Genomic DNA, 18,570 nt, shown 5'->3' on the forward strand with positions numbered 1-18,570 from the left:
TTAACTTTTTATAAATCACCTGTCTGCGATATTTAGGTGCAAAAACAATATGATATTTGCATCTCCATTTGGAATGTGATAAACTTCTTATGTCATTCATTGACAAAACCTCCTGCTTCTATAATTTTGGTTGCCAGACCATTTTCATTATAACGCAGGAGGTTTCTTTCTTATACTAAAGTATTTTTACCTACCCCCAGTTGAACTGGGGGTTTTGTCATACCTGTTCGGCGTACAACAAAAAGCTGAAATCCTTAACAGAGGATTTCAGCTTTCTTATTTTTACGGAGATTTTATTGGGTATGTTTTCTTAAAGGAAATTCGCTTATGTATACTAACCTTTCTTTTTTTCTTACAGCTCTCCCAGCACTTCTCCCATGCGCTTCATACCCACTTCGATTTTATCATCGGTGAGTCCCGCGAAGCTGAGGCGCACATGACTGCCTGTTCCCTCTTCGATGAAGAACTGACTGCCGGGAGAAACCAGCACATTTTTCTCCAATGCCCGATTGCAGAACACTTCCGCATCCACCCCATCAGGCAGACGCACCCACAGGCTCACACCTCCATCGGGCAGAGCGAAAGACGCACCTTTTGGCAAAAGATACTTCTTTGCCATGGAAACAGCTTTCCGATACTTGCCGCTGCCATACTGGCGCACCTGTTTTCCATGGGCTTCCCAGCCATTGACCCGGAGATATTCCTCCAAGGACTTCTGGATGAACCCAGATGTGGAAATATCCGTGGTATACTTGGCTTCCATAACCGCATGACGGACTTTCTTTGGCAGTACCATCAACCCCATACGCAGACCGGGCATGAGAATTTTGGAAAAACTCTTGATGTAAATGACGCGATTCTTATAGTCCAATGCTTTCAGAGGAAGGGGGATTTCCCTGCTGTAATGGAAATCGTAAAAGTCATCTTCCTCAATGATATAGGTATCGTATTTTTCCGCCAATTCCAGCAGGCGGCGTTTTTTCTCCATGGAATAAGAAACGCCTGTGGGTGTCTGGAAATATGCCATCATATAGATAAAACGAGGATGGTACAGCTTCAGATAGTTTTTCAGGGCTTCCATCTCCATGCCGTCCGCTTCCATGGGAATACCCACCAGTTTTGCCCCTCTGGACAGGAAGGCACCTGCCGCACCATAGAAAGTAGGGCTTTCCACAAAAACCACATCTCCATACCGCAAAATGGCTTTGGACATGATATCAATACCCTGCTGGGCACCGGAAATAATCTGCAAATGTTCCGCCGCCGTATGGATACCAAAAGACGCCAGATAACGGCAGAGTTCCTCTCGCAGGGGCAGATAGCCCATACTGTCCGTATAACGAAAGGCACCGCCTTTTTCCCGCTCCAACACTGTATCAAAGGCTTTTTTGAAGGCATCCACAGGAAACAGTTCGTTTGGCAGGGATGACAATGTGAAGTTGATGGCATGTTCCAGCGCAGGTGTTTTTTCAAACAATTGCAGATTTCGTCTTGCCACAGGCTCCGGCACCTTTTCCACGGGCAAAGGGGAAATATAAGTGCCGCTGCCCACTCGAGAGTAAACCATCTGCTTCTGTTCCAAATATTTATAAGCCGTTACCACCGTCACCGTATTGACACCGAAATGGGCAGCCATTTTCCGAATGGGCGGTAATTTGCTATCCGCAGGCAAAAGCCCATCTGCCGCCAAAGCGCCAATGGCGTCGGCAAGCTGGCGATACATCGGCACTTCTGATTCCTTATCCAGTTGTATCTGAAAAATCTCATCCATACTTCCACCTTCTTTCTATCTCAAACCAAAAAGAAACCGGAAATTTCTGTTTCTTCCAAAATTTCCGGCTGTTTTCTATTTCAATACTGTTTTCTGCCTGACGCGCCGGGGATGCCCATGGCTTCCCGATACTTGGCTACGGTTCTGCGGGAAATCTGCACACCTTGTGCCACCAGTTTTTCCGTCAGTTCCCGGTCGCTGAGAGGATGGGTCTTATCCTCGCCGTCAATGATGTCCGCCAGCTGTTTCTGCACACTGCTGGCAGATACGCTCTGATTGCCATCGGTGACAACGGCTTTGGAAAAGAAATCACCCAAGGCAAATACCCCTTTGTCGCATTGGAGATATTTATCCTTTACGGCACGGCTGATGGTGGACTCATGCACCTGCATTTTTTCTGCCACATCCACCATGCGCAAAGGCTTCAGTGCTCCATTGGGAGAAAGGAAAAATTCCCGCTGCACTGCCACAATCTGTTTTGCTGTTTCCAGCAAAGTGGATTCCCGTCTGCCTACACACTGGACTGCCCATTCTGCCTGCCGCAGTTTCTGGGCAACATATTCCTTGGTATCTTTAGAAGGGTCATCCTTCAAAATCTGCCGATAGGAGGGGCTGATAAACAGTCTTGGCACCAGAGAACTGTTGACACTCACCAAAAGCTCTCCCCCTCTGCGTTCCACAAACACATCGGGCACCACATATTCCACCGGGCGGTCATTGGCAAAACCGCTGCCGGGCTTTGGTGCACAGCTGCGGATCTCCGCCAAGGCTTCCGCCATTTCTTCCATAGATATATGCAGCTTCTTGGCAATATAGGAGATGCGGTTTTTGGCAATATCCGCCAAATAATTCTCCACAATGTTCTGGGCTGCCACAGAAGCGCCTTTCTGCATGAGCTGTATCTTCAGACATTCCTTCAGATCTCTGGCACCTACGCCGGGCGGGTCAAGCTTCTGCATATGCCCCAGAATTTTTTCTGCGCACTGCTCACTCAGATGGTAACGCTCCATGGCTGCTTCTAAGGCGTCTGTTTCCAGATAGCCGCTTTCTTCTGTGCTTTCTGCCAGAAAACTCAGCACTTTTTTCTCCTTTTCACATACAGGCAAAAGATGGATTTGGAAAAGCAGGTATTCCCTAAGGCTCTGGGCTTCCTTTTTGCCATAGCGCAGGTCTTCCCGTTCTTTTTCGTTATCCATTTCTGTCTGGTAAAAGCCTCTGTTCTGCTCATCACTTTCCTGAAGCCACTCCAGTTTTTGCAGCAGTTTTTCGTCCTCCGGCAAAAGAGGGCGTTCCTCCGACCAGTCCAGCAGAGGATTTTCTTCCGCCACTTCCCGAATGTATTCTGATAACGCCAGAGTATTCATCTGCAATATCTCAACGGACTGCTGCATCCGCTGGGAAAGAATCTGCTTTTGCTGTATTTGCAGCGAAAGATCCATATCCTCCGCCTCCTTCCCTCTATACTTTGATTTCATTGTAACACAGGGGAATTTGAGTAGCAAGTTTTATGCCATTGTTTTACATTTCTGTGAGAACAATGGCAGTTTTTTTGTAAAACATTACAGTTTTCCAGCTGAAATGTTGGTAATAAATTATCATTTACAATTATAGATAATAATAGTACACTTTAGGGGAAGAAAATATTTTGGATACAAACTAACTGGGAATTGATTTTGCAAAATGCGATTCTTTCCTAATTAAATACATCTTAAAATTTGATGTAACAAAACACATATTTTGCTTAAAAAAGCATTTTTCCCGTTTTTTTGGCAAAAAAATGTTGTGAATTTCTTATTTTTGTATTAAAATATTGCTGTTATATATAGCTATATTTTTATAAAGTATAACCAAACCAAGCGTTTCCAGCCAAATGCTTGTCTTTTGTGCTGTAAACGCAAAAATCACTTGACAGAGGGGGATAATATGCAAGCTTTAACGTTCAAACGTGGAGTTCACCCGCCCGATGGAAAAGCTCTGTCCGCAGAGCAGCCCATTCAGGTGATACTCCCCAAAGAAAACTCTGAGTTGTTCTACCCTATGTCCCAGCATATCGGGGCTCCTTGTGAACCTCTGGTAGCAGTTGGCGACCATGTAAAAGTAGGACAGAAAATCGCTGAATCACCTGCATTCATGTCTTCTCCCATCTTTGCCAGCGTATCTGGTGAAGTTGTGGACATTAGACCCATGCTGGTACCCGGCGGTGCAACTGTAAAATCCATCGTTGTCAAAAACGACGGCAAGATGGAAGAAATCGAAGGTCTGAACCAGGGCAGAGATTACACAACCATGTCCAACGAAGAAATTCTGGCAGCTATCAAAGATGCCGGCGTTGTTGGTCTGGGTGGTGCGGGCTTCCCCACACATGTAAAACTGAACCCTCCCAAAGACACACCGATCGATCACATCCTCATCAACGCAGCTGAATGTGAACCTTACCTCACATGCGACTACCGTCTGATGCTGGAAGAACCCGAAAGAATCGTAAAAGGTCTGCAGATCATGCTGAAACTGCACCCCGGTGCAAAAGGCGTTATCGGTATCGAAATGAACAAGCCCAAAGCTATTGAATCCATGACAAAGGCTTGTGAAGGCATCGACAACATCACTGTTCAGCCTCTGGTGACCAAATTCCCTCAGGGTTCTGAAAAACACCTGATCTATGCGATCACAAAGAGAGAAGTAAAATCCGGTGCACTGCCTGCAAGCGCTGGCTGTATCGTAGACAACGTTGATACCGTTGTTGCGATCGAAAGAGCAATCTGTAAAGGCAGACCTCTGATGAGAAGAATCGTAACTGTTTCCGGTAAAGGTATCAAAAACCCTGGTAACTACAAGATCAGAATCGGTATGACACTGAGAGATCTGGTAGACGCTATCGGCGGTTTCAACGAAGGCGCAAACGCTCCTGTGAAACTGATTGCCGGCGGTCCTATGATGGGTCCTACCCTGTATACTCTGGATGTTGCTTCCGTTAAGACCACTTCTGGTCTCTTGTGCTTCACACAGGAAGAAGCTTACATTCCTGAAGAAAGAAACTGTATCCGTTGCGGTAAATGCGTAGAACATTGCCCTATGGGTCTGCAGCCTTTCCTGCTGAATGCGTGCGCACTGAAAGGCGACGGCGAAGGTTTCGTAAAACATCACGGTCTGGATTGTATCGAATGTGGTTCTTGTTCTTACGAATGTCCCGCAAAACGCCAGCTGGCACAGTCCATCCGCGCAACTAAGAAAATCGAAGCAGGCAAAAAAGCTGCCGCAGCCGCTGCTGCAAGAGCAAAAGCGGAAGCTGAAGCAAAAGCCAAAGCTGAAAAGAACTGAGAAGGGGGAGAGTAAAGAATGGCTAATTTTGTAGTATCCGGTACCCCTCATGTGCGTTCTAAAGAATCCATTCAGAGCATCATGCGTGACGTTATCATCGCGCTGATTCCTGCAACAGCGATGGGTATCTATTTCTTCGGTATTCCTGCATTGATCCTGATCGCAGTTTCCATCGTAGCCAGCGTTTTCTTCGAATGGCTGTATCAGAAACTGCTGAAAAAACCTGTAACTATCAGTGACCTGTCCGCAGTTGTAACAGGTCTGCTGCTGGCAATGAACCTGCCCGCAAGCGCTCCTATCTGGGTGCCTATCGTTGGTGCAGCATTCGCTATCATTTTTGCAAAACAGCTCTTTGGTGGTCTGGGTCAGAACTTCATCAACCCTGCACTGGCTGGTAGAGCATTCCTGTTGGCTTCTTATCCTACAGAAATGACATCCTGGACAGCACCCGTTGGTTTCAGCGGCGCTGATGCAGCAGCAGTTGCAACACCTCTGGCTACACTGAAAACAGGTGCTATGCCCGACGCAAGTCTGACAGACGTAATCCTGGGTACAAACATCGGCGGTTGTATCGGTGAAACATGCGCTGTTGCACTGATCATCGGCGGTATCTACCTGCTGGTAAAACACGTTATCAGCTGGAGAATCCCTGTACTGTACATCCTGACAGTATTCGTACTGACCGCTGCTATCGGCAGAAAAGGTCTGCGCGTACCTGTTTATGAAATCTTCACCGGCGGTCTGATGCTGGGTGCTTTCTTCATGGCAACTGACTATGCATCTTCCCCCGTTACACCGAAAGGTCAAATCATCTTTGCCATCGGTTGTGGTATCATCACCACTCTTATCAGAATCTTCGGTGGTTACCCTGAAGGCGTATCCTACTCTATTCTGATTATGAACCTGGCTGTACCTCTGATCGAAAGATTCACAGAACCTAAGATCTTCGGTGCACTGCCCAAAGTGAAGGAGGCGAAAAAAGCATGAACACAAAAGAAGTAGTAAAACCTGCAGTTGTGCTTCTGCTTATTTCCGCAGTTGCTGCGGCTTGCCTGGGTGCGGTATCTGAAATCACAGCAGAACCCATCGCACTGCAGAACGAAAAAACACTGAACGAATCCATGCAGGCAGTTATGCCTGAAGCATCCAGCTTTGAACAGCTGACAGATGCAGAACTGACAGGCACAATCACTGCTGTTTACCAGGCTGACAACGGCGGCTATGTTCTGACAACAGAACCCGGCGGCTTTGGCGGCGCTGTAAAAACAATGGTTGGCGTTGGCGCTGACGGTGTGATCACTGGTCTGCGTGTAACTGGCCACTCCGAAACACCCGGTCTGGGCGCAAAAGCAACAGAACCCGATTTCTATGAACAGTTCACCGGCAAATCCGGCAGCGTAGCTGTTACAAAAGACGGCGGCGAAATCGTGCCCATCACAAGCTCCACCATTACTTCCAGAGCTGTTTGTGCTGGTGCACAGGAAGCTTTGGACTGGGTCGCAGCGAACGGAGGTGCTAACTAATGGCTAACCCTATCAAAATCCTGAAAAATGGTATCATCAATGAAAACCCTACCTTTGTACAGGTTATCGGTATGTGTCCTACACTGGCTGTTACCAGCTCCGCCATCAACGGTATCGGTATGGGTCTTTCCACAACAGCAGTACTGATTTTTGCGAACTTGTTCGTATCCCTGCTGAGAAAAGTAATTCCCGATAAAGTAAGAATCCCTTGCTTCATCGTAGTTATCGCAACATTCGTTACAATCATCGAATTTATGCTGAAAGCATATCTTCCTGCTTTGAACGCATCTCTGGGTCTTTACATCCCTCTGATCGTTGTTAACTGTATCATTCTGGCCAGAGCAGAAGCATTCGCTTCCAAAAACGGTCCCATCGCTTCTGTATTCGACGGTATCGGTATGGGTCTTGGTTTCACAATCGCTCTGGGTGTTCTGGGTCTGGTTCGTGAATTCATCGGTTCTGGTACTCTGTTTGATATCACTGTACTGCCTGAAGCATTCCCCAGAACTCTGCTGTTCGTTATGGCTCCCGGTGCGTTCTTCACACTGGCTTGCCTGATGGCTGCACTGAATCACTTCAGAAACAAGAAAAAAGCATAAGGAGGGGTAGAGAATGTATCTGATTTTGTTATTATTAGCCGGGATCTTCGTAAACAACTACGTTTTGTCCCAGTTCTTAGGCATCTGCCCATTCCTCGGCGTTTCTAAAAAAGTAGACACCGCAGCCGGCATGGGTATGGCCGTAATCTTCGTTATCGTATTGGCCTGTGCAGCTTCTTGGTTGGTTTATAACCTGATCCTGGTTCCTCTGCACATCGAATACCTGTATAACATCGCGTTCATTCTGGTTATCGCATCCCTGGTACAGTTTGTAGAAATGTTCCTGAAAAAAGCAGCTCCTGCTTTGTATCAGGCACTGGGCGTATTCCTGCCCCTGATCACAACAAACTGTGCAGTACTGGGTGTTGCCGTACTGAACATGCAGAAGGGTTATTCCTTCATCGAATCCATCTTCAACGGTATCGGCGGCGCTGCTGGTTTCGCACTGGCAATCGTACTGTTCGCTGGTATCCGTGAAAGAATCGCAGACAACGATACACCTAAGGCTTTCGACGGTTTCCCTATGGCTCTGGTAACCGCTGGTCTGATGTCTATCGCTTTCCTGGGATTCTCCGGTCTGATCAAACTGTAATGCAAGGAGTGTGACAAAAATGGACATTATGAATATTGTATACCCGATCCTGAGTATCGGTGGCCTTGGTGTTGTTTTTGGTGCAGGCCTTGGCATTGCCGGCGAGGTCTTCAAAGTAGACGAAGATCCCAAGATCGGCCAGATTTTGGAAGTACTGCCCGGCGCTAACTGCGGTGGCTGTGGCTTCCCCGGTTGTAGTGGTTGTGCTGCTGCAATCGCTGCTGGTTCTGCTCCCGTTAACGCTTGCCCTGTTGGCGGCGCTGCTGTAGCAGAAAAAGTAGGTGCAATCATGGGTATCGAAGCATCCGCTTCCGAACCTGTAGCTGCATTCGTAAAATGCGGCGGCACTTGCGAAACAGCAAAAATGAAATACGACTACTTTGGTATTGACGACTGTAACATGGCTGTACAGCTGGCTGGCGGCGGCGCTAAGAGCTGCACATACGGCTGTCTGGGTCTGGGCAGCTGTAAAAAAGCTTGTGCTTTCGGCGCAATCGAAATCATCGACGGCGTTGCAGTAGTAGATAAAGATAAATGTGTAGCTTGTGGTAAATGCGTATCTGCTTGCCCGAAACACATCATCGAACTGCTGCCTGCTAAGAAGAAAGTAAAAGTACAGTGTTCTTCCAAAGATGTTGGTAAGAATGTAATGCAGGTTTGCTCCACAGGTTGTATCGCATGTAAGATCTGTGAAAAGAACTGTCCTTTCGATGCAATCCATGTAATCGACAACGTGGCTGTTATCGATTACAGCAAATGTAAATCCTGCGGCATCTGCGCAAACAAATGCCCGAAAGGCGTTATCACAGGTAAGAGACCTGCTGCTCCCGCTGCTGAAGCAAAACCCGCAGCACCCGCTGCAGCTGCTGCTCCTAAAGCAGAAGCTCCTGCTGCTGAAGCACCTAAAGCAGAAGAAAAACCTGCTGAATAATCCAAAACAGCAAAACGGTGAAGTCTTTGACTTCACCGTTTTTTTATGCCCTTATACCCCTTCCAAACCGAAAGCTGGAACCCTGAACATACACAGGTTCCGGCTATTTCATTTTTAAGAGTTGGTGTCTTCCCATACATCCGCTTTGCTTTTTTCCGCTGCCACTTGCCCCGCCTTTTCCATAGGGTTCTGCCTCCGTCCCTTTTCTTTGTCAAAAAGCGCCGCCTTTCGTCATTTTCTCAAGGAAATCAACGGTTTTCACCCTGTTTTTTTATGTTTTGTTCCCTTTACCCCCTTGTCAAAATATGATATACTTTTGGAAATAACACAGGAGGACAATCACATGAAAGGACGTTCACAAAACATTTGGGTTTTGATACTGCTGCTGCTGGCTGGCGTTGTGCTGGGCGGGTTTTTGGCACAGCTTCTGAGCGGTTACCCTGCCTTGAGTTGGCTCGGTTATGGCAAAAGCTTCGGGCTTACCTCTCCTTTGGTGTTGGATTTAGGCGTGCTGACATTGCAATTTGCTTTTACGGTACGTTTTACCATCGCCGGTATTCTGGGTATCGTCCTTGCTTTTTTTATTTATCGCAAAATTTAAACAGATCCAGCCGTCTGTTTCGGGGAAATGCCACGGGAAGGACGGTTTTTTTCTGTCGTTTTTTGCGCGGAAATTTTCTGGTTTTTCCTAATTCCAATGGCTTTTTTATTGAAAATTCCGCAAAAAAAAGGTATTATAAAATGTAAGGCTTTTTCAGGAAAGAAAAATCAATTCTGGTTTTTTATGATAGAAAGGGGTTAATTGAATTTATGTTTTCCAAAGATATGGGTATCGACTTGGGTACCGCTAATACACTGGTTTATATGCGTGAAAAAGGCATCATCGTCAACGAACCTTCCGTTGTAGCCATCAACGTGCAGACAAAAGAAGTGCTGGCTGTTGGCAATGAAGCAAAAGAAATGATCGGACGTACACCCGGCAACATCGTTGCCATCCGTCCCATGAAAGACGGCGTTATCGCAGACTTCGACGTAACACAGGCTATGCTGCGTTACTTCATCAATAAGGCTTATGTGCGCTCCATGTTTGGCCCTAAGCCCCGCATCGTTATCTGCGTACCTTCCGGCGTAACAGAAGTAGAAAAAAGAGCTGTACTGGAAGCAGCCATTGCTGCCGGCTCCAAAGATAAAGACACTTACCTCATCGAAGAACCCATGGCTGCATCCATCGGCGCAGGTCTGCCCGTTGCAGAACCTACCGGCAGCATGGTCGTAGACATCGGCGGCGGTACCAGCGAAGTGGCAGTCATTTCCCTGGGCGGCATCGTTACCAGCACATCCCTGCGCGTAGCCGGTGATGCTCTGGACAACGCCATCGTGGGCTACATCAAACGGGAATTCAACCTGGCCATCGGTGACAGAACCGCAGAAGAAATCAAAATCACCATCGGTTCCGCTTACCCTCTGGAACAGGAAGAAAAAATGGAAATCCGCGGTCGCGACCTGCTTTCCGGTCTGCCTAAGACCATCGAAGTCAACTCCGTACATGTACGTGAAGCACTGAGCGAACCCGTATCTTCCATCATCGAAACCATCAAACAGACACTGGAAGCAACGCCTCCCGAACTGGCTGCTGACGTTATGGAATATGGCATCACTTTGACAGGCGGCGGCGCACTGCTGCGCGGTCTGGATGAACTGATCACATCCGAAACAGGCATGCCCGTTCATGTGGCAAACGAACCACTGAACTGCGTTGCTATGGGTACTGGTCTGGTGCTGGAACACATCGATACACTGAAAAACGTATTGATCTCCCCCAGAAAAGCATTGTTCTAAGAATCTGAAATCATCGTGAAGGAGCGTTTCAATTGTTTTCCTTTTTTGAAAAATACAAAAAGTTCATATTCACTGGTGCCATCATCCTTTTGACCGTATTGGCGCTGGTGACAAGCGGAAAAAAGCTGAATGCCACCATTTTTGAAAGTGCCCTCGGCTTTGTTGTGACGCCCTTCCAGGATATTACTTCCGGCATTGGCAGATGGGTGGAAAACACCACCTCTGAACGCCGGGAGCAGGAAGAAATTCTGGCGGAAAACGAAAGCCTGCGGGAACAGGTGGCATCCCTGCAAGCAGACAACACCCGTCTTTCTCTTTATGAAAAAGAGAACGCAAAACTTTCCGCACTGCTGAAGATTGCCCAGAAATACCCCGAATACAACACTTTCGGCACTACCATCATTGCCAAGAACCCCGGCAGCTGGTATGACGTATTCACCGTAGACAAAGGCACTTCCGACGGCGTGGAAGCCAACATGGTACTGGCTGCGCCGGAAGGTCTGGTGGGCAAAATCATTGAAAGCGGCGCCACATACGCCAAAGGTCAGTCCATTCTGGACAGCCGCAGCTCTGTGCCTGCCATGAGCGCCCGTACAGGGGACTTAGGTGTTGTGAAAGGGGATTACACCCTCATGAACAACGGGCTGTGTAAAATGGAATATATCGACGCAGAGGCGGAAATCGCTGTAGGGGATGAAATCGTCACTTCCCATCTGAGCGATGTTTATCCGCCGGGACTGACCATCGGTCGTGTGAAAGAAATCAAAAACGACACCAACGGTCTGACCCGTTATGCCATCATCGAACCAGCAGTAGACCTGAAACATCTGGATACCCTGCTGGTCATTGACAAAACAAACACCCGTACCGTTTCTCCCGGTGATCTCTCTGTTTCCACAGATATTCCTGCTACAGAGCCGGAAACAGAAGAAGAACCTCTCACCGAAACGGATGAAACCGAAACCACTGACACCGGCAATCCACCGGATGAAGAAACACAGACAAACAGCAATTCGGAGGCTGACACAAATTGAGAATTTTATTGACAGGTATTCTTATTTTCGTCAACTTCATACTGCAGACCACATTGCTCCCGTATATTTCCATTGGGGGCATTCTGCCTAATACGGCGCTGATCATCGTGGTTTCCTATGCCCTGCTCCGGGGCAGCACAGAAGGCGCCATTGTGGGCTTTTTCAGCGGTCTGCCCATTGATATTTTCTTCGGTACATCCTTTGGGTACTATACCCTGCTCTTCCTCCTTGCCGGTCTTTTGATTGGTCGGAGCCAGAAGGATTTCTACCGGGAAAATTATCTGCTGCCCATCATCATCTGTTCACTGGCAGCCATCGTATATGAAAGCATTATTTTCATCACCGGTTTTTTCCTTCAGGGAAATACCACGGTGCTGTATTTTCTGGTGCGTCTGGCGCTGCCGGAAGCCGTTTACACAGCGGTTGTCACCATTCCCATTTACCGTCTGCTCTTTGGCATCAACGAATGGCTGGAGTTAAAGGAAAAATACAAGTATCGGCTGTTTTAACAAAACCTGCCTGCCATGAAGGAGGTTCCTATGCGTAAATATTGGGAACATTTTTTAGATCTATGCAAAAGCAGAATATTTGTCGTATTGTGCGGGATTTGTCTGCTTTTTTTCATATTGCTCGTCCGTCTGTTTCTTTTGCAGATCGTCAACGGGAAGGAATACAATGAGTCACTGCTCACCAGCGTATCCAAGGAGGTCAACGTGCCCGCACCCCGCGGCAACATCTACGACCGCTACGGCAGACCACTGGCAGTAAACAAAGTGGCTTATTCCGTACAGATTGACGACAGCATCACACCGGATCTGACTGCTTACCGCGCAGACCTGATTCGTGACCTGCTGGATACCCTCTTTGCTTCCGGCACAGAAGCCAATGACGCCCTGCCTATTTCCAAATCTACCCCTGCCACATTCACCTTTGAAGGGGATGAAAAAGAACAGGAAGAAGCGGAAGAAGCATGGAAAACAGAAATCGGTCTGGATCGGAAACAAATGGATTATACTGCTGACGAATGTCTGAATTATCTCTACGAAAAGTATGAGGTGCCCGAAGACTACACCACTGCGCAAAAACGCATGTATGTCTACTACGACCTGACCCTTTCCGACAAGAGCCTCATGTGTCTGACACTGGCGCAGAAGCTGACGGAATTCGGCGAAACTATCATTGATGACATTCCGCTGGATACGGAATATCCTTATTCCTTCCAGTTCGGCGGCAGCAAGACAAAAGAAGAAAACTGGAAGCTTTCCTTCCTTATGGAGGATGAACAGCTTTCCTATGATTCTCTGGAAACACTGGATTATCTGCGGGACTTCTTCGGCTTCCCCGAATACCTGCCTGACGATCTGGTGAGAAAAGCCGTGGGCATCCGTAATTCCCTTTACGAAGTGCGGTATCAGAAATATCAGTCTGTGACCATTGCCACAGAAATCAGTGACAAAACACTGGCTTATGTAGAAGAAAATCAGGATGTATTCCCCAATGTGGTCATCAGTACCGTTTCTCTGCGAGAATACCCCAACGGGGAACATTTCTCACAAATCATCGGCTATATCCGCCAGATGACCGAGTCTGACATCGCTTTGTATCAGGACATCGTCGACGCAGAAGGCAATCCTGTTTACAGCTCCACAGATATTGTCGGTCAGGCTGGTATCGAAAAGCTCTACGAGCAGGATCTGAACGGCACCGACGGCAAGATCACCATTGAAGTCGACAAAGAAGGCCGCCGTATGAGCACCATCAGCTCCACAGACCCCATCCCCGGCAAAGATGTTTACCTGACCATTGACAGTGAACTGCAGTCCATTGCTTACACTTCTTTGGAAAACGCTTTGCGGGATGTACTGCTCAACCGCCTCTCTTCCGGCGGGAAATACGGTATTTCCACCACGGAACTTTTCACCACTATGGTCAATGCCAACCATATTTCTTCTTCCCTGATGCTTTCCGCACAGGAAGGAACGGTACAAAAATCACTGGTAGACCGCTGCAAGGCTTCTGTCCCTGATTTCTCCGTGGACAACGAAAACGCAGTGGAAATCCTCCAGACCTTCCTGGCTGATGGGCTCACAAACGGCAATGTTTCCGCTCAGGAACTGCTGATCTGCATGATCGAGCAGGAAAGAGTGCCTGCCACACCGGAAGAAACAGAAGCTGTGAAAAACGGTTCTCTGTCCCCTTCCTCCTTCGTCATCCGTAAACTGGAAAGCGGCGAAATGAGCCCCGCTGACACTGCCCTTGACCCTTGTACCGGGTCTGTGGTGGTTTCTGAAGTAGACAGCGGTCAGGTGCTGGCACTGGTAACCTATCCTTCTTATGACAACAACCAGCTGGTCAATACCTTCAACAACAGCTACTATAACCAGCTGCTGGAAGACACCAATACACCTTTGGTTAACCGTCCGCTGAAACAGAAAAAAGCGCCCGGTTCCACATTCAAAATGGTTTCCGCTATGGCTGGTCTGGAAACCGGCACCATCACCCCTTCCACCGTCATCACGGACAAAGGGGTATTCAAAGACGCCGGTACTCCCTGGGCGCGCTGCTGGATCTACAGCAATAACGGCGGTACCCATGGCTCCATCAATGTTGCACACGCTTTGGAAGTGTCCTGTAACTACTTCTTCTATGAACTGGGTTACCGCATGGGCAACGCGGAAAACGGCACCACAGCCCAGTCCATTGCCACACTGAACGAATACATGGCAGGCTTCGGTCTGAACTCTGTCACCGGCATTGAACTGGAAGAATACGGTCCTACTATGGCATCTCCTTACTACAAGGAACGTACCATCAAAACATATAACCCCGACGCTACCAGCAGCCAGACTCGCTGGACAGACGGGGATACCATCCGTGCCTTCATCGGTCAGTCCATCAACAGCTACACACCTGCCCAGATGAACCGCTACATTGCCACACTGGCAAACGGCGGCACATTGTACCAGTATCATCTGGTGGACAAAGTGGTCAACCCCGACGGCACCATATACGAAGAAAAAGACGAAGTCATCGAAAACCAGATGGATCTGAAGGAAGAAAATCTGGCAGCCGTTTACGAAGGGATGTATCTGGTTGCCAACGGCGAAAAAGGTACCATGCGTACCGCCTTCAAAGATCTGCCCGTCACGGTGGCAGCAAAGACAGGTACCGCTCAGGAAGACCTGTCCCGCAGCTCCCATACATGGCTGGTATGCTTCGCGCCTTACGAAGACCCCCAGATCGCCATCACCGTCATGATCCCCTTTGCCGAGAACTACGGTTCTCCCGCGCCAAAGGTTGCATCTGCCATCATCACGGAATATCTGGGACTGGATTACACACCGACAAACACCAATATGAAAACCGTATTGGATCAGTAATATTTTCAGGAGGGGAACTATGAATCAGGAAAACTATGTCATCTTCAAAGGAACCAAGGACGGCGTAACGGTACTGTTTCAGCCGGACGTTCCTTTTGAGGAACTTTGCACACAATTGGAACAGAAAGTAGAAGAAGCAGGGAAATTCTTCGATAATGTGAAAACATCTCTGGCCTTCAAAGGCAGAAGCTTCACCGAGGAGGAGGAAGAAAAACTGCTGCAGATCATCGCAGAACGCACCACCATGCGCATCACATTCGTGAAAACAGAAAACAACGAACTGAAGCAGATTTCTGAACTGCTGGAAAAAGACATCCGCGCATTCAACCTGACCAAATTCCACAGAGGCTCTCTGCGCAACGGTCAGAAAATCGAATTCGACGGCAGCGTTGTGGTGGTCGGCGATGTAAATCCAGGTGCGGAAATCAAAGCCACAGGCAACATCATCGTTCTGGGTCAGCTCAAAGGCATGGCACATGCTGGCTGCAAAGGCATGACAGACGCTTTTGTCACTGCCGTTTACATGGCGCCGGTACAGCTGCGCATTGCGGACATCATCACACGTTTTCCTGAAGAAAACAAACACGGTCCCAAGCCGCCCGAATACGCTTTCGTCAAAGACGGTCAGATTTTCGTCATGGCTTTGTCGTAATTTGGGAAAACAAATTACTTTTTGCTAAAAAATTTTCGTGCAAATTCAGGATATATTTGTTAAAATACAGATATATATGATATTTTCGTATGGGCAAAGAGATTTGAGGCTCTTTTGCCTGTCCCTGTCGCTTTGACAGGAACCATATTCGATTTAAGTAAAAAACTAGGGGGATATGATCCATGAGTGAAGTAATTGTAATCACCAGCGGCAAAGGCGGCGTTGGGAAAACCACCACCAGTGCAAACCTTGGCTGCGGTCTTGCCATTCAGGGCAAAAAGGTCGCTTTGGTAGACGCAGATATCGGTCTGCGTAATCTGGACGTTGTCATGGGGCTGGAAAACCGCATTGTATACGATCTGGTAGATGTGGTAGAAGGCAACTGCCGTCTGAAACAGGCGCTCATCAAAGATAAACGTTATGAAGGTCTGTTCCTGCTGCCTGCGGCGCAGACACGGGACAAAGACGCAGTTTCTCCTGAACAGATGCAGAAACTGTGCGAAAACCTGAAAGAAGAAGGATTTGACTATATCCTCATCGACTGCCCTGCCGGCATCGAACAGGGGTTCAAAAATGCCATTGCCGGCGCTGACCGTGCCGTTGTAGTCACCACACCGGAAGTATCTGCTGTTCGTGACGCTGACCGTATCATTGGTCTCTTGGAAGCAAATGGTCTGAACAACCCTACCCTCATCGTAAACCGCCTGCGTATCGATCTGGTAAAACGCGGCGAAATGATGAACATTGAAGACGTAACAGAGATCCTTGCCGTGGATATTCTGGGCGTGGTTCCCGATGACGAAACCATCGTTATCGCAACCAACAAAGGGGAACCCGCTGTCAGCAACGAAGAATCCCGCGCAGGACAGGCTTACCGCAACATCGTACGCCGCATCATGGGCGAAGATGTACCTCTGATGACCTTCGAGGAAGAACCGGAAACATTTATGGATAAGCTGAAAAAGCTGTTCCGCCGTTAATCCCCAGGTTTGGAAAGGAGTGTCACGATGGATTTCTTTAGCTTTTTTAAGAAAAAATCCGCACCGCCTTCCGGCAGTGTGGCAAAAGACAGACTGAAACTGGTGCTGGTACACGACCGCGTCAACTGCTCCTCTCAGGTACTGGAAATGCTGAAAACAGACATCATCAAAGTCATCTCCAACTACATGGAAATCGACGATGAAGAACTGGATATCCAGATCACCCAGACCGAATCTGATGACAAGAACGGTACCGTTCCTGTACTGTATGCCAATATTCCCATTAAGAGCATGCGCAAAGTCAACCAGGACTAATTGAAACAAACACAAAAAAACAAAGCCGGGGAACCTGAGCCAGACTCATGCTTCAACCGGCTTTGCTGTATTATAAAACCAACCTCTGGAGGTAGCCTATGCAAAGCAAAAAATGGCTCCAAAACCTGGATTGGTATCTCATCGGCGCCGTATGCATCCTTGCCGTTTTCGGCATCATCTGCATCGCCAGCGCCCTGCACTTCAATCTGGGAGAAGGAACTTCCGAAGTCTATAAACAGATTGTCTTTTTCATCATCGGTCTTGGACTGATGGTGGTGGCAGCCAATGTAGACTACGAATATTTTTCACAATATTATATCCCCATTTATTTCATCAACATCGTACTGCTGTTAGCGGTATTTGTGCTGGGGAACGAGTCCAACGGCGCGACACGTTGGATTGCCATTGGTCCTTTGACCATTCAGCCGTCAGAGTTTGCCAAAGTCATGATGATTTTCTTCTTAGCCAAGTTCATTTCCCTGCATCAGTCAAAAATGAACCGGCTGGATTTCTTCCTGAAGCTTTGCGTCATCGCCGGCATCCCCATCCTGCTGGTACTGAAGCAGCCTGCCCTTTCCGCCAGTCTGGTACTGGTAGCCATCTTCTGTATTCTGGTATTCGTGGCAGGCATCGATATCATCTGGGTGCGGAATGTAGCCATTGTGGCTGTGCCGCTCATTGCTTTTATCCTCTTTGACGTCAGCCGGGAAAATCCCCTGATCATGGACAAGATCTTTGAACCCCACCAGTTCAACCGTATCCTGTCCTTCGTAGACCCCACAGCAAACCCTGACCTCTATTACCAGACAGAAAAATCCATCAATGCCATCGGCTCCGGTCAGCTCACAGGCAAAGGCTTGTTCCAAGGCACTTTGAACCAGCTCAGTTATCTGCCGGAACCCCATAATGATTTTATTTTTTCTGTAATTGGGGAGGAATTTGGATTTTTGGGTTGTATATTTACATTAGGGCTATTGCTCTTTGTGGTATTTCGTTGTATCATTATAGCATTATCTACGAGAGATACATTCAGCCAGCTCATTGTGGTGGGTGTGGCAGGCATGTTTGCCTTCCAGACCTTCGTTAACGCCGGCGTTGCAACGGGCATCGTGCCCAATACCGGCATGTCCCTGCCCTTTGTCAGCTACGGGGGCAGCTCCATGTGGACAAACATGGTGGCACTTGGACTGGTACTGAATATTCGAAAAAAAGAAACCAGATCATTATTCGAGGGGGGTTTATTATGAATATCGCATTGATTGCGGACGACAATAAGAAAAAACTAATGGAAAACCTTTGCATCGCTTACCGTCATATCCTGTGCAAACATGAGCTTTACGCAACAGCTACCACAGGTCGTTTGGTAAGTGAAGCTGCAAATTTGAATGTGCATAAATATCTGGCTGGGCAGCTGGGGGGTTCTGAACAGCTTGGCGCGCAGATCATCAACAACGATCTGGACGTGATGATCTTCCTGCGTGACCCCGCTTCTCACCAGTCTTACGAAGAATACAGCAACCTGTTCCGCCTGTGCGACACCCACAACATTCCCGTTGCGACCAATCTGGCAACAGCGGAAGTGCTGCTGCTGGCGCTGGACAGAGGCGATCTGGACTGGAGAAACGTGGTGAGATAA

Annotated in this window: 19 protein-coding genes; 16 read left to right on the forward strand and 3 right to left on the reverse strand. The window is 48.0% G+C overall.

Going from position 1 to position 18,570, the window contains the following annotated elements; translation table 11 throughout:
• The 3 genes from INF29_RS05255 to rpoN form a co-directional block, all read right to left on the reverse strand.
• Positions 1–100 (reverse strand): transposase (locus tag INF29_RS05255; RefSeq protein ID WP_193485085.1); only part of this gene is annotated, 100 nt, incomplete at its 3' end.
• 252 nt (positions 101–352) lie between these two features.
• Positions 353–1,771 (reverse strand): MocR-like pyridoxine biosynthesis transcription factor PdxR, encoded by a 1,419-nt coding sequence (gene pdxR / locus INF29_RS05260; RefSeq protein ID WP_193485088.1) that lies wholly within the window; start codon positions 1,769–1,771, stop codon positions 353–355.
• An 80-nt stretch (positions 1,772–1,851) separates the two neighbouring features.
• On the reverse strand, positions 1,852–3,210 hold the full coding sequence (rpoN, locus tag INF29_RS05265) for an RNA polymerase factor sigma-54 (RefSeq protein WP_193485090.1): 1,359 nt from the start codon (positions 3,208–3,210) through the stop codon (positions 1,852–1,854).
• 484 nt (positions 3,211–3,694) lie between these two features.
• On the opposite strand from rpoN, the gene rsxC reads away from it, so the two are divergent.
• The 16 genes from rsxC to INF29_RS05345 all read left to right on the forward strand — a co-directional run bounded on the left by rsxC (position 3,695) and on the right by INF29_RS05345 (position 18,570).
• Positions 3,695–5,089 (forward strand): electron transport complex subunit RsxC, encoded by a 1,395-nt coding sequence (gene rsxC, locus INF29_RS05270; RefSeq protein WP_087988398.1) that lies wholly within the window; start codon positions 3,695–3,697, stop codon positions 5,087–5,089.
• A gap of 18 nt (positions 5,090–5,107) precedes the next feature.
• Positions 5,108–6,076 carry an RnfABCDGE type electron transport complex subunit D gene (locus INF29_RS05275; protein WP_193485093.1) on the forward strand — a complete coding sequence of 323 codons (969 nt, stop codon included), beginning with the start codon at positions 5,108–5,110 and terminating at the stop codon, positions 6,074–6,076.
• Entirely contained in the window at positions 6,073–6,612 is a 540-nt protein-coding gene (locus tag INF29_RS05280) for an RnfABCDGE type electron transport complex subunit G (RefSeq protein WP_072848825.1), read from the forward strand. Before INF29_RS05275 ends, INF29_RS05280 begins: the two co-directional genes overlap by 4 nt.
• Positions 6,612–7,211, forward strand: coding sequence for an electron transport complex subunit RsxE (gene rsxE, locus INF29_RS05285; protein ID WP_072848823.1), 600 nt, complete (start codon positions 6,612–6,614; stop codon positions 7,209–7,211). Before INF29_RS05280 ends, rsxE begins: the two co-directional genes overlap by 1 nt.
• Positions 7,212–7,224: 13 nt before the next feature.
• Positions 7,225–7,803, forward strand: coding sequence for an electron transport complex subunit RsxA (rsxA, locus tag INF29_RS05290; protein ID WP_022255766.1), 579 nt, complete (start codon positions 7,225–7,227; stop codon positions 7,801–7,803).
• Positions 7,804–7,822: 19 nt separating this feature from the next.
• Complete coding sequence (gene rnfB / locus INF29_RS05295; protein ID WP_084730529.1) at positions 7,823–8,734, forward strand: RnfABCDGE type electron transport complex subunit B; 912 nt, start codon at positions 7,823–7,825, stop codon at positions 8,732–8,734.
• 343 nt (positions 8,735–9,077) lie between these two features.
• The gene (locus tag INF29_RS05300; protein WP_022364474.1) at positions 9,078–9,335 is read left to right on the forward strand and encodes a DUF4321 domain-containing protein; all 258 of its coding nucleotides are present in this window, start codon (positions 9,078–9,080) and stop codon (positions 9,333–9,335) included.
• Positions 9,336–9,544: 209 nt separating this feature from the next.
• Positions 9,545–10,573, forward strand: coding sequence for a rod shape-determining protein (locus INF29_RS05305; protein WP_072848819.1), 1,029 nt, complete (start codon positions 9,545–9,547; stop codon positions 10,571–10,573).
• Positions 10,574–10,605: 32 nt separating this feature from the next.
• On the forward strand, positions 10,606–11,607 hold the full coding sequence (gene mreC, locus INF29_RS05310) for a rod shape-determining protein MreC (protein WP_193485097.1): 1,002 nt from the start codon (positions 10,606–10,608) through the stop codon (positions 11,605–11,607).
• Positions 11,604–12,116 (forward strand): rod shape-determining protein MreD, encoded by a 513-nt coding sequence (gene mreD / locus INF29_RS05315; RefSeq protein ID WP_022255761.1) that lies wholly within the window; start codon positions 11,604–11,606, stop codon positions 12,114–12,116. Before mreC ends, mreD begins: the two co-directional genes overlap by 4 nt.
• 30 nt (positions 12,117–12,146) lie before the next feature.
• The gene (locus INF29_RS05320) at positions 12,147–14,987 is read left to right on the forward strand and encodes a penicillin-binding transpeptidase domain-containing protein (RefSeq protein WP_193485100.1); all 2,841 of its coding nucleotides are present in this window, start codon (positions 12,147–12,149) and stop codon (positions 14,985–14,987) included.
• Between the two features lie 19 nt (positions 14,988–15,006).
• Positions 15,007–15,639, forward strand: a complete 633-nt coding sequence (gene minC, locus INF29_RS05325) for a septum site-determining protein MinC (protein ID WP_072848812.1) — start codon at positions 15,007–15,009, stop codon at positions 15,637–15,639.
• A gap of 182 nt (positions 15,640–15,821) precedes the next feature.
• On the forward strand, positions 15,822–16,619 hold the full coding sequence (gene minD / locus INF29_RS05330) for a septum site-determining protein MinD (protein ID WP_072848810.1): 798 nt from the start codon (positions 15,822–15,824) through the stop codon (positions 16,617–16,619).
• Between the two features lie 27 nt (positions 16,620–16,646).
• Positions 16,647–16,934 (forward strand): cell division topological specificity factor MinE, encoded by a 288-nt coding sequence (minE, locus tag INF29_RS05335; protein WP_022255757.1) that lies wholly within the window; start codon positions 16,647–16,649, stop codon positions 16,932–16,934.
• A gap of 98 nt (positions 16,935–17,032) precedes the next feature.
• Positions 17,033–18,181 carry a rod shape-determining protein RodA gene (gene rodA, locus INF29_RS05340; RefSeq protein ID WP_072848808.1) on the forward strand — a complete coding sequence of 383 codons (1,149 nt, stop codon included), beginning with the start codon at positions 17,033–17,035 and terminating at the stop codon, positions 18,179–18,181.
• On the forward strand, positions 18,178–18,570 hold the full coding sequence (locus INF29_RS05345) for a methylglyoxal synthase (RefSeq protein WP_072848806.1): 393 nt from the start codon (positions 18,178–18,180) through the stop codon (positions 18,568–18,570). Before rodA ends, INF29_RS05345 begins: the two co-directional genes overlap by 4 nt.

Source organism: Anaerotignum lactatifermentans (assembly GCF_014982935.1).
GTDB classification, from domain to species: Bacteria; Bacillota; Clostridia; order Lachnospirales; family Anaerotignaceae; genus Anaerotignum; species Anaerotignum lactatifermentans.

What these genes read in the sequence shown, in the direction of transcription:
- pdxR (WP_193485088.1), bottom strand. Translation starts at nt 1,771, where the DNA reads ATGGATGAGATTTTTCAGATACAACTGGATAAGGAATCAGAAGTGCCG.
- rpoN (WP_193485090.1), bottom strand. Translation starts at nt 3,210, where the DNA reads ATGGATCTTTCGCTGCAAATACAGCAAAAGCAGATTCTTTCCCAGCGG.
- rsxC (WP_087988398.1), top strand. Translation starts at nt 3,695, where the DNA reads ATGCAAGCTTTAACGTTCAAACGTGGAGTTCACCCGCCCGATGGAAAA.
- INF29_RS05275 (WP_193485093.1), top strand. Translation starts at nt 5,108, where the DNA reads ATGGCTAATTTTGTAGTATCCGGTACCCCTCATGTGCGTTCTAAAGAA.
- INF29_RS05280 (WP_072848825.1), top strand. Translation starts at nt 6,073, where the DNA reads ATGAACACAAAAGAAGTAGTAAAACCTGCAGTTGTGCTTCTGCTTATT.
- rsxE (WP_072848823.1), top strand. Translation starts at nt 6,612, where the DNA reads ATGGCTAACCCTATCAAAATCCTGAAAAATGGTATCATCAATGAAAAC.
- rsxA (WP_022255766.1), top strand. Translation starts at nt 7,225, where the DNA reads ATGTATCTGATTTTGTTATTATTAGCCGGGATCTTCGTAAACAACTAC.
- rnfB (WP_084730529.1), top strand. Translation starts at nt 7,823, where the DNA reads ATGGACATTATGAATATTGTATACCCGATCCTGAGTATCGGTGGCCTT.
- INF29_RS05300 (WP_022364474.1), top strand. Translation starts at nt 9,078, where the DNA reads ATGAAAGGACGTTCACAAAACATTTGGGTTTTGATACTGCTGCTGCTG.
- INF29_RS05305 (WP_072848819.1), top strand. Translation starts at nt 9,545, where the DNA reads ATGTTTTCCAAAGATATGGGTATCGACTTGGGTACCGCTAATACACTG.
- INF29_RS05320 (WP_193485100.1), top strand. Translation starts at nt 12,147, where the DNA reads ATGCGTAAATATTGGGAACATTTTTTAGATCTATGCAAAAGCAGAATA.
- minC (WP_072848812.1), top strand. Translation starts at nt 15,007, where the DNA reads ATGAATCAGGAAAACTATGTCATCTTCAAAGGAACCAAGGACGGCGTA.
- minD (WP_072848810.1), top strand. Translation starts at nt 15,822, where the DNA reads ATGAGTGAAGTAATTGTAATCACCAGCGGCAAAGGCGGCGTTGGGAAA.
- minE (WP_022255757.1), top strand. Translation starts at nt 16,647, where the DNA reads ATGGATTTCTTTAGCTTTTTTAAGAAAAAATCCGCACCGCCTTCCGGC.
- rodA (WP_072848808.1), top strand. Translation starts at nt 17,033, where the DNA reads ATGCAAAGCAAAAAATGGCTCCAAAACCTGGATTGGTATCTCATCGGC.
- INF29_RS05345 (WP_072848806.1), top strand. Translation starts at nt 18,178, where the DNA reads ATGAATATCGCATTGATTGCGGACGACAATAAGAAAAAACTAATGGAA.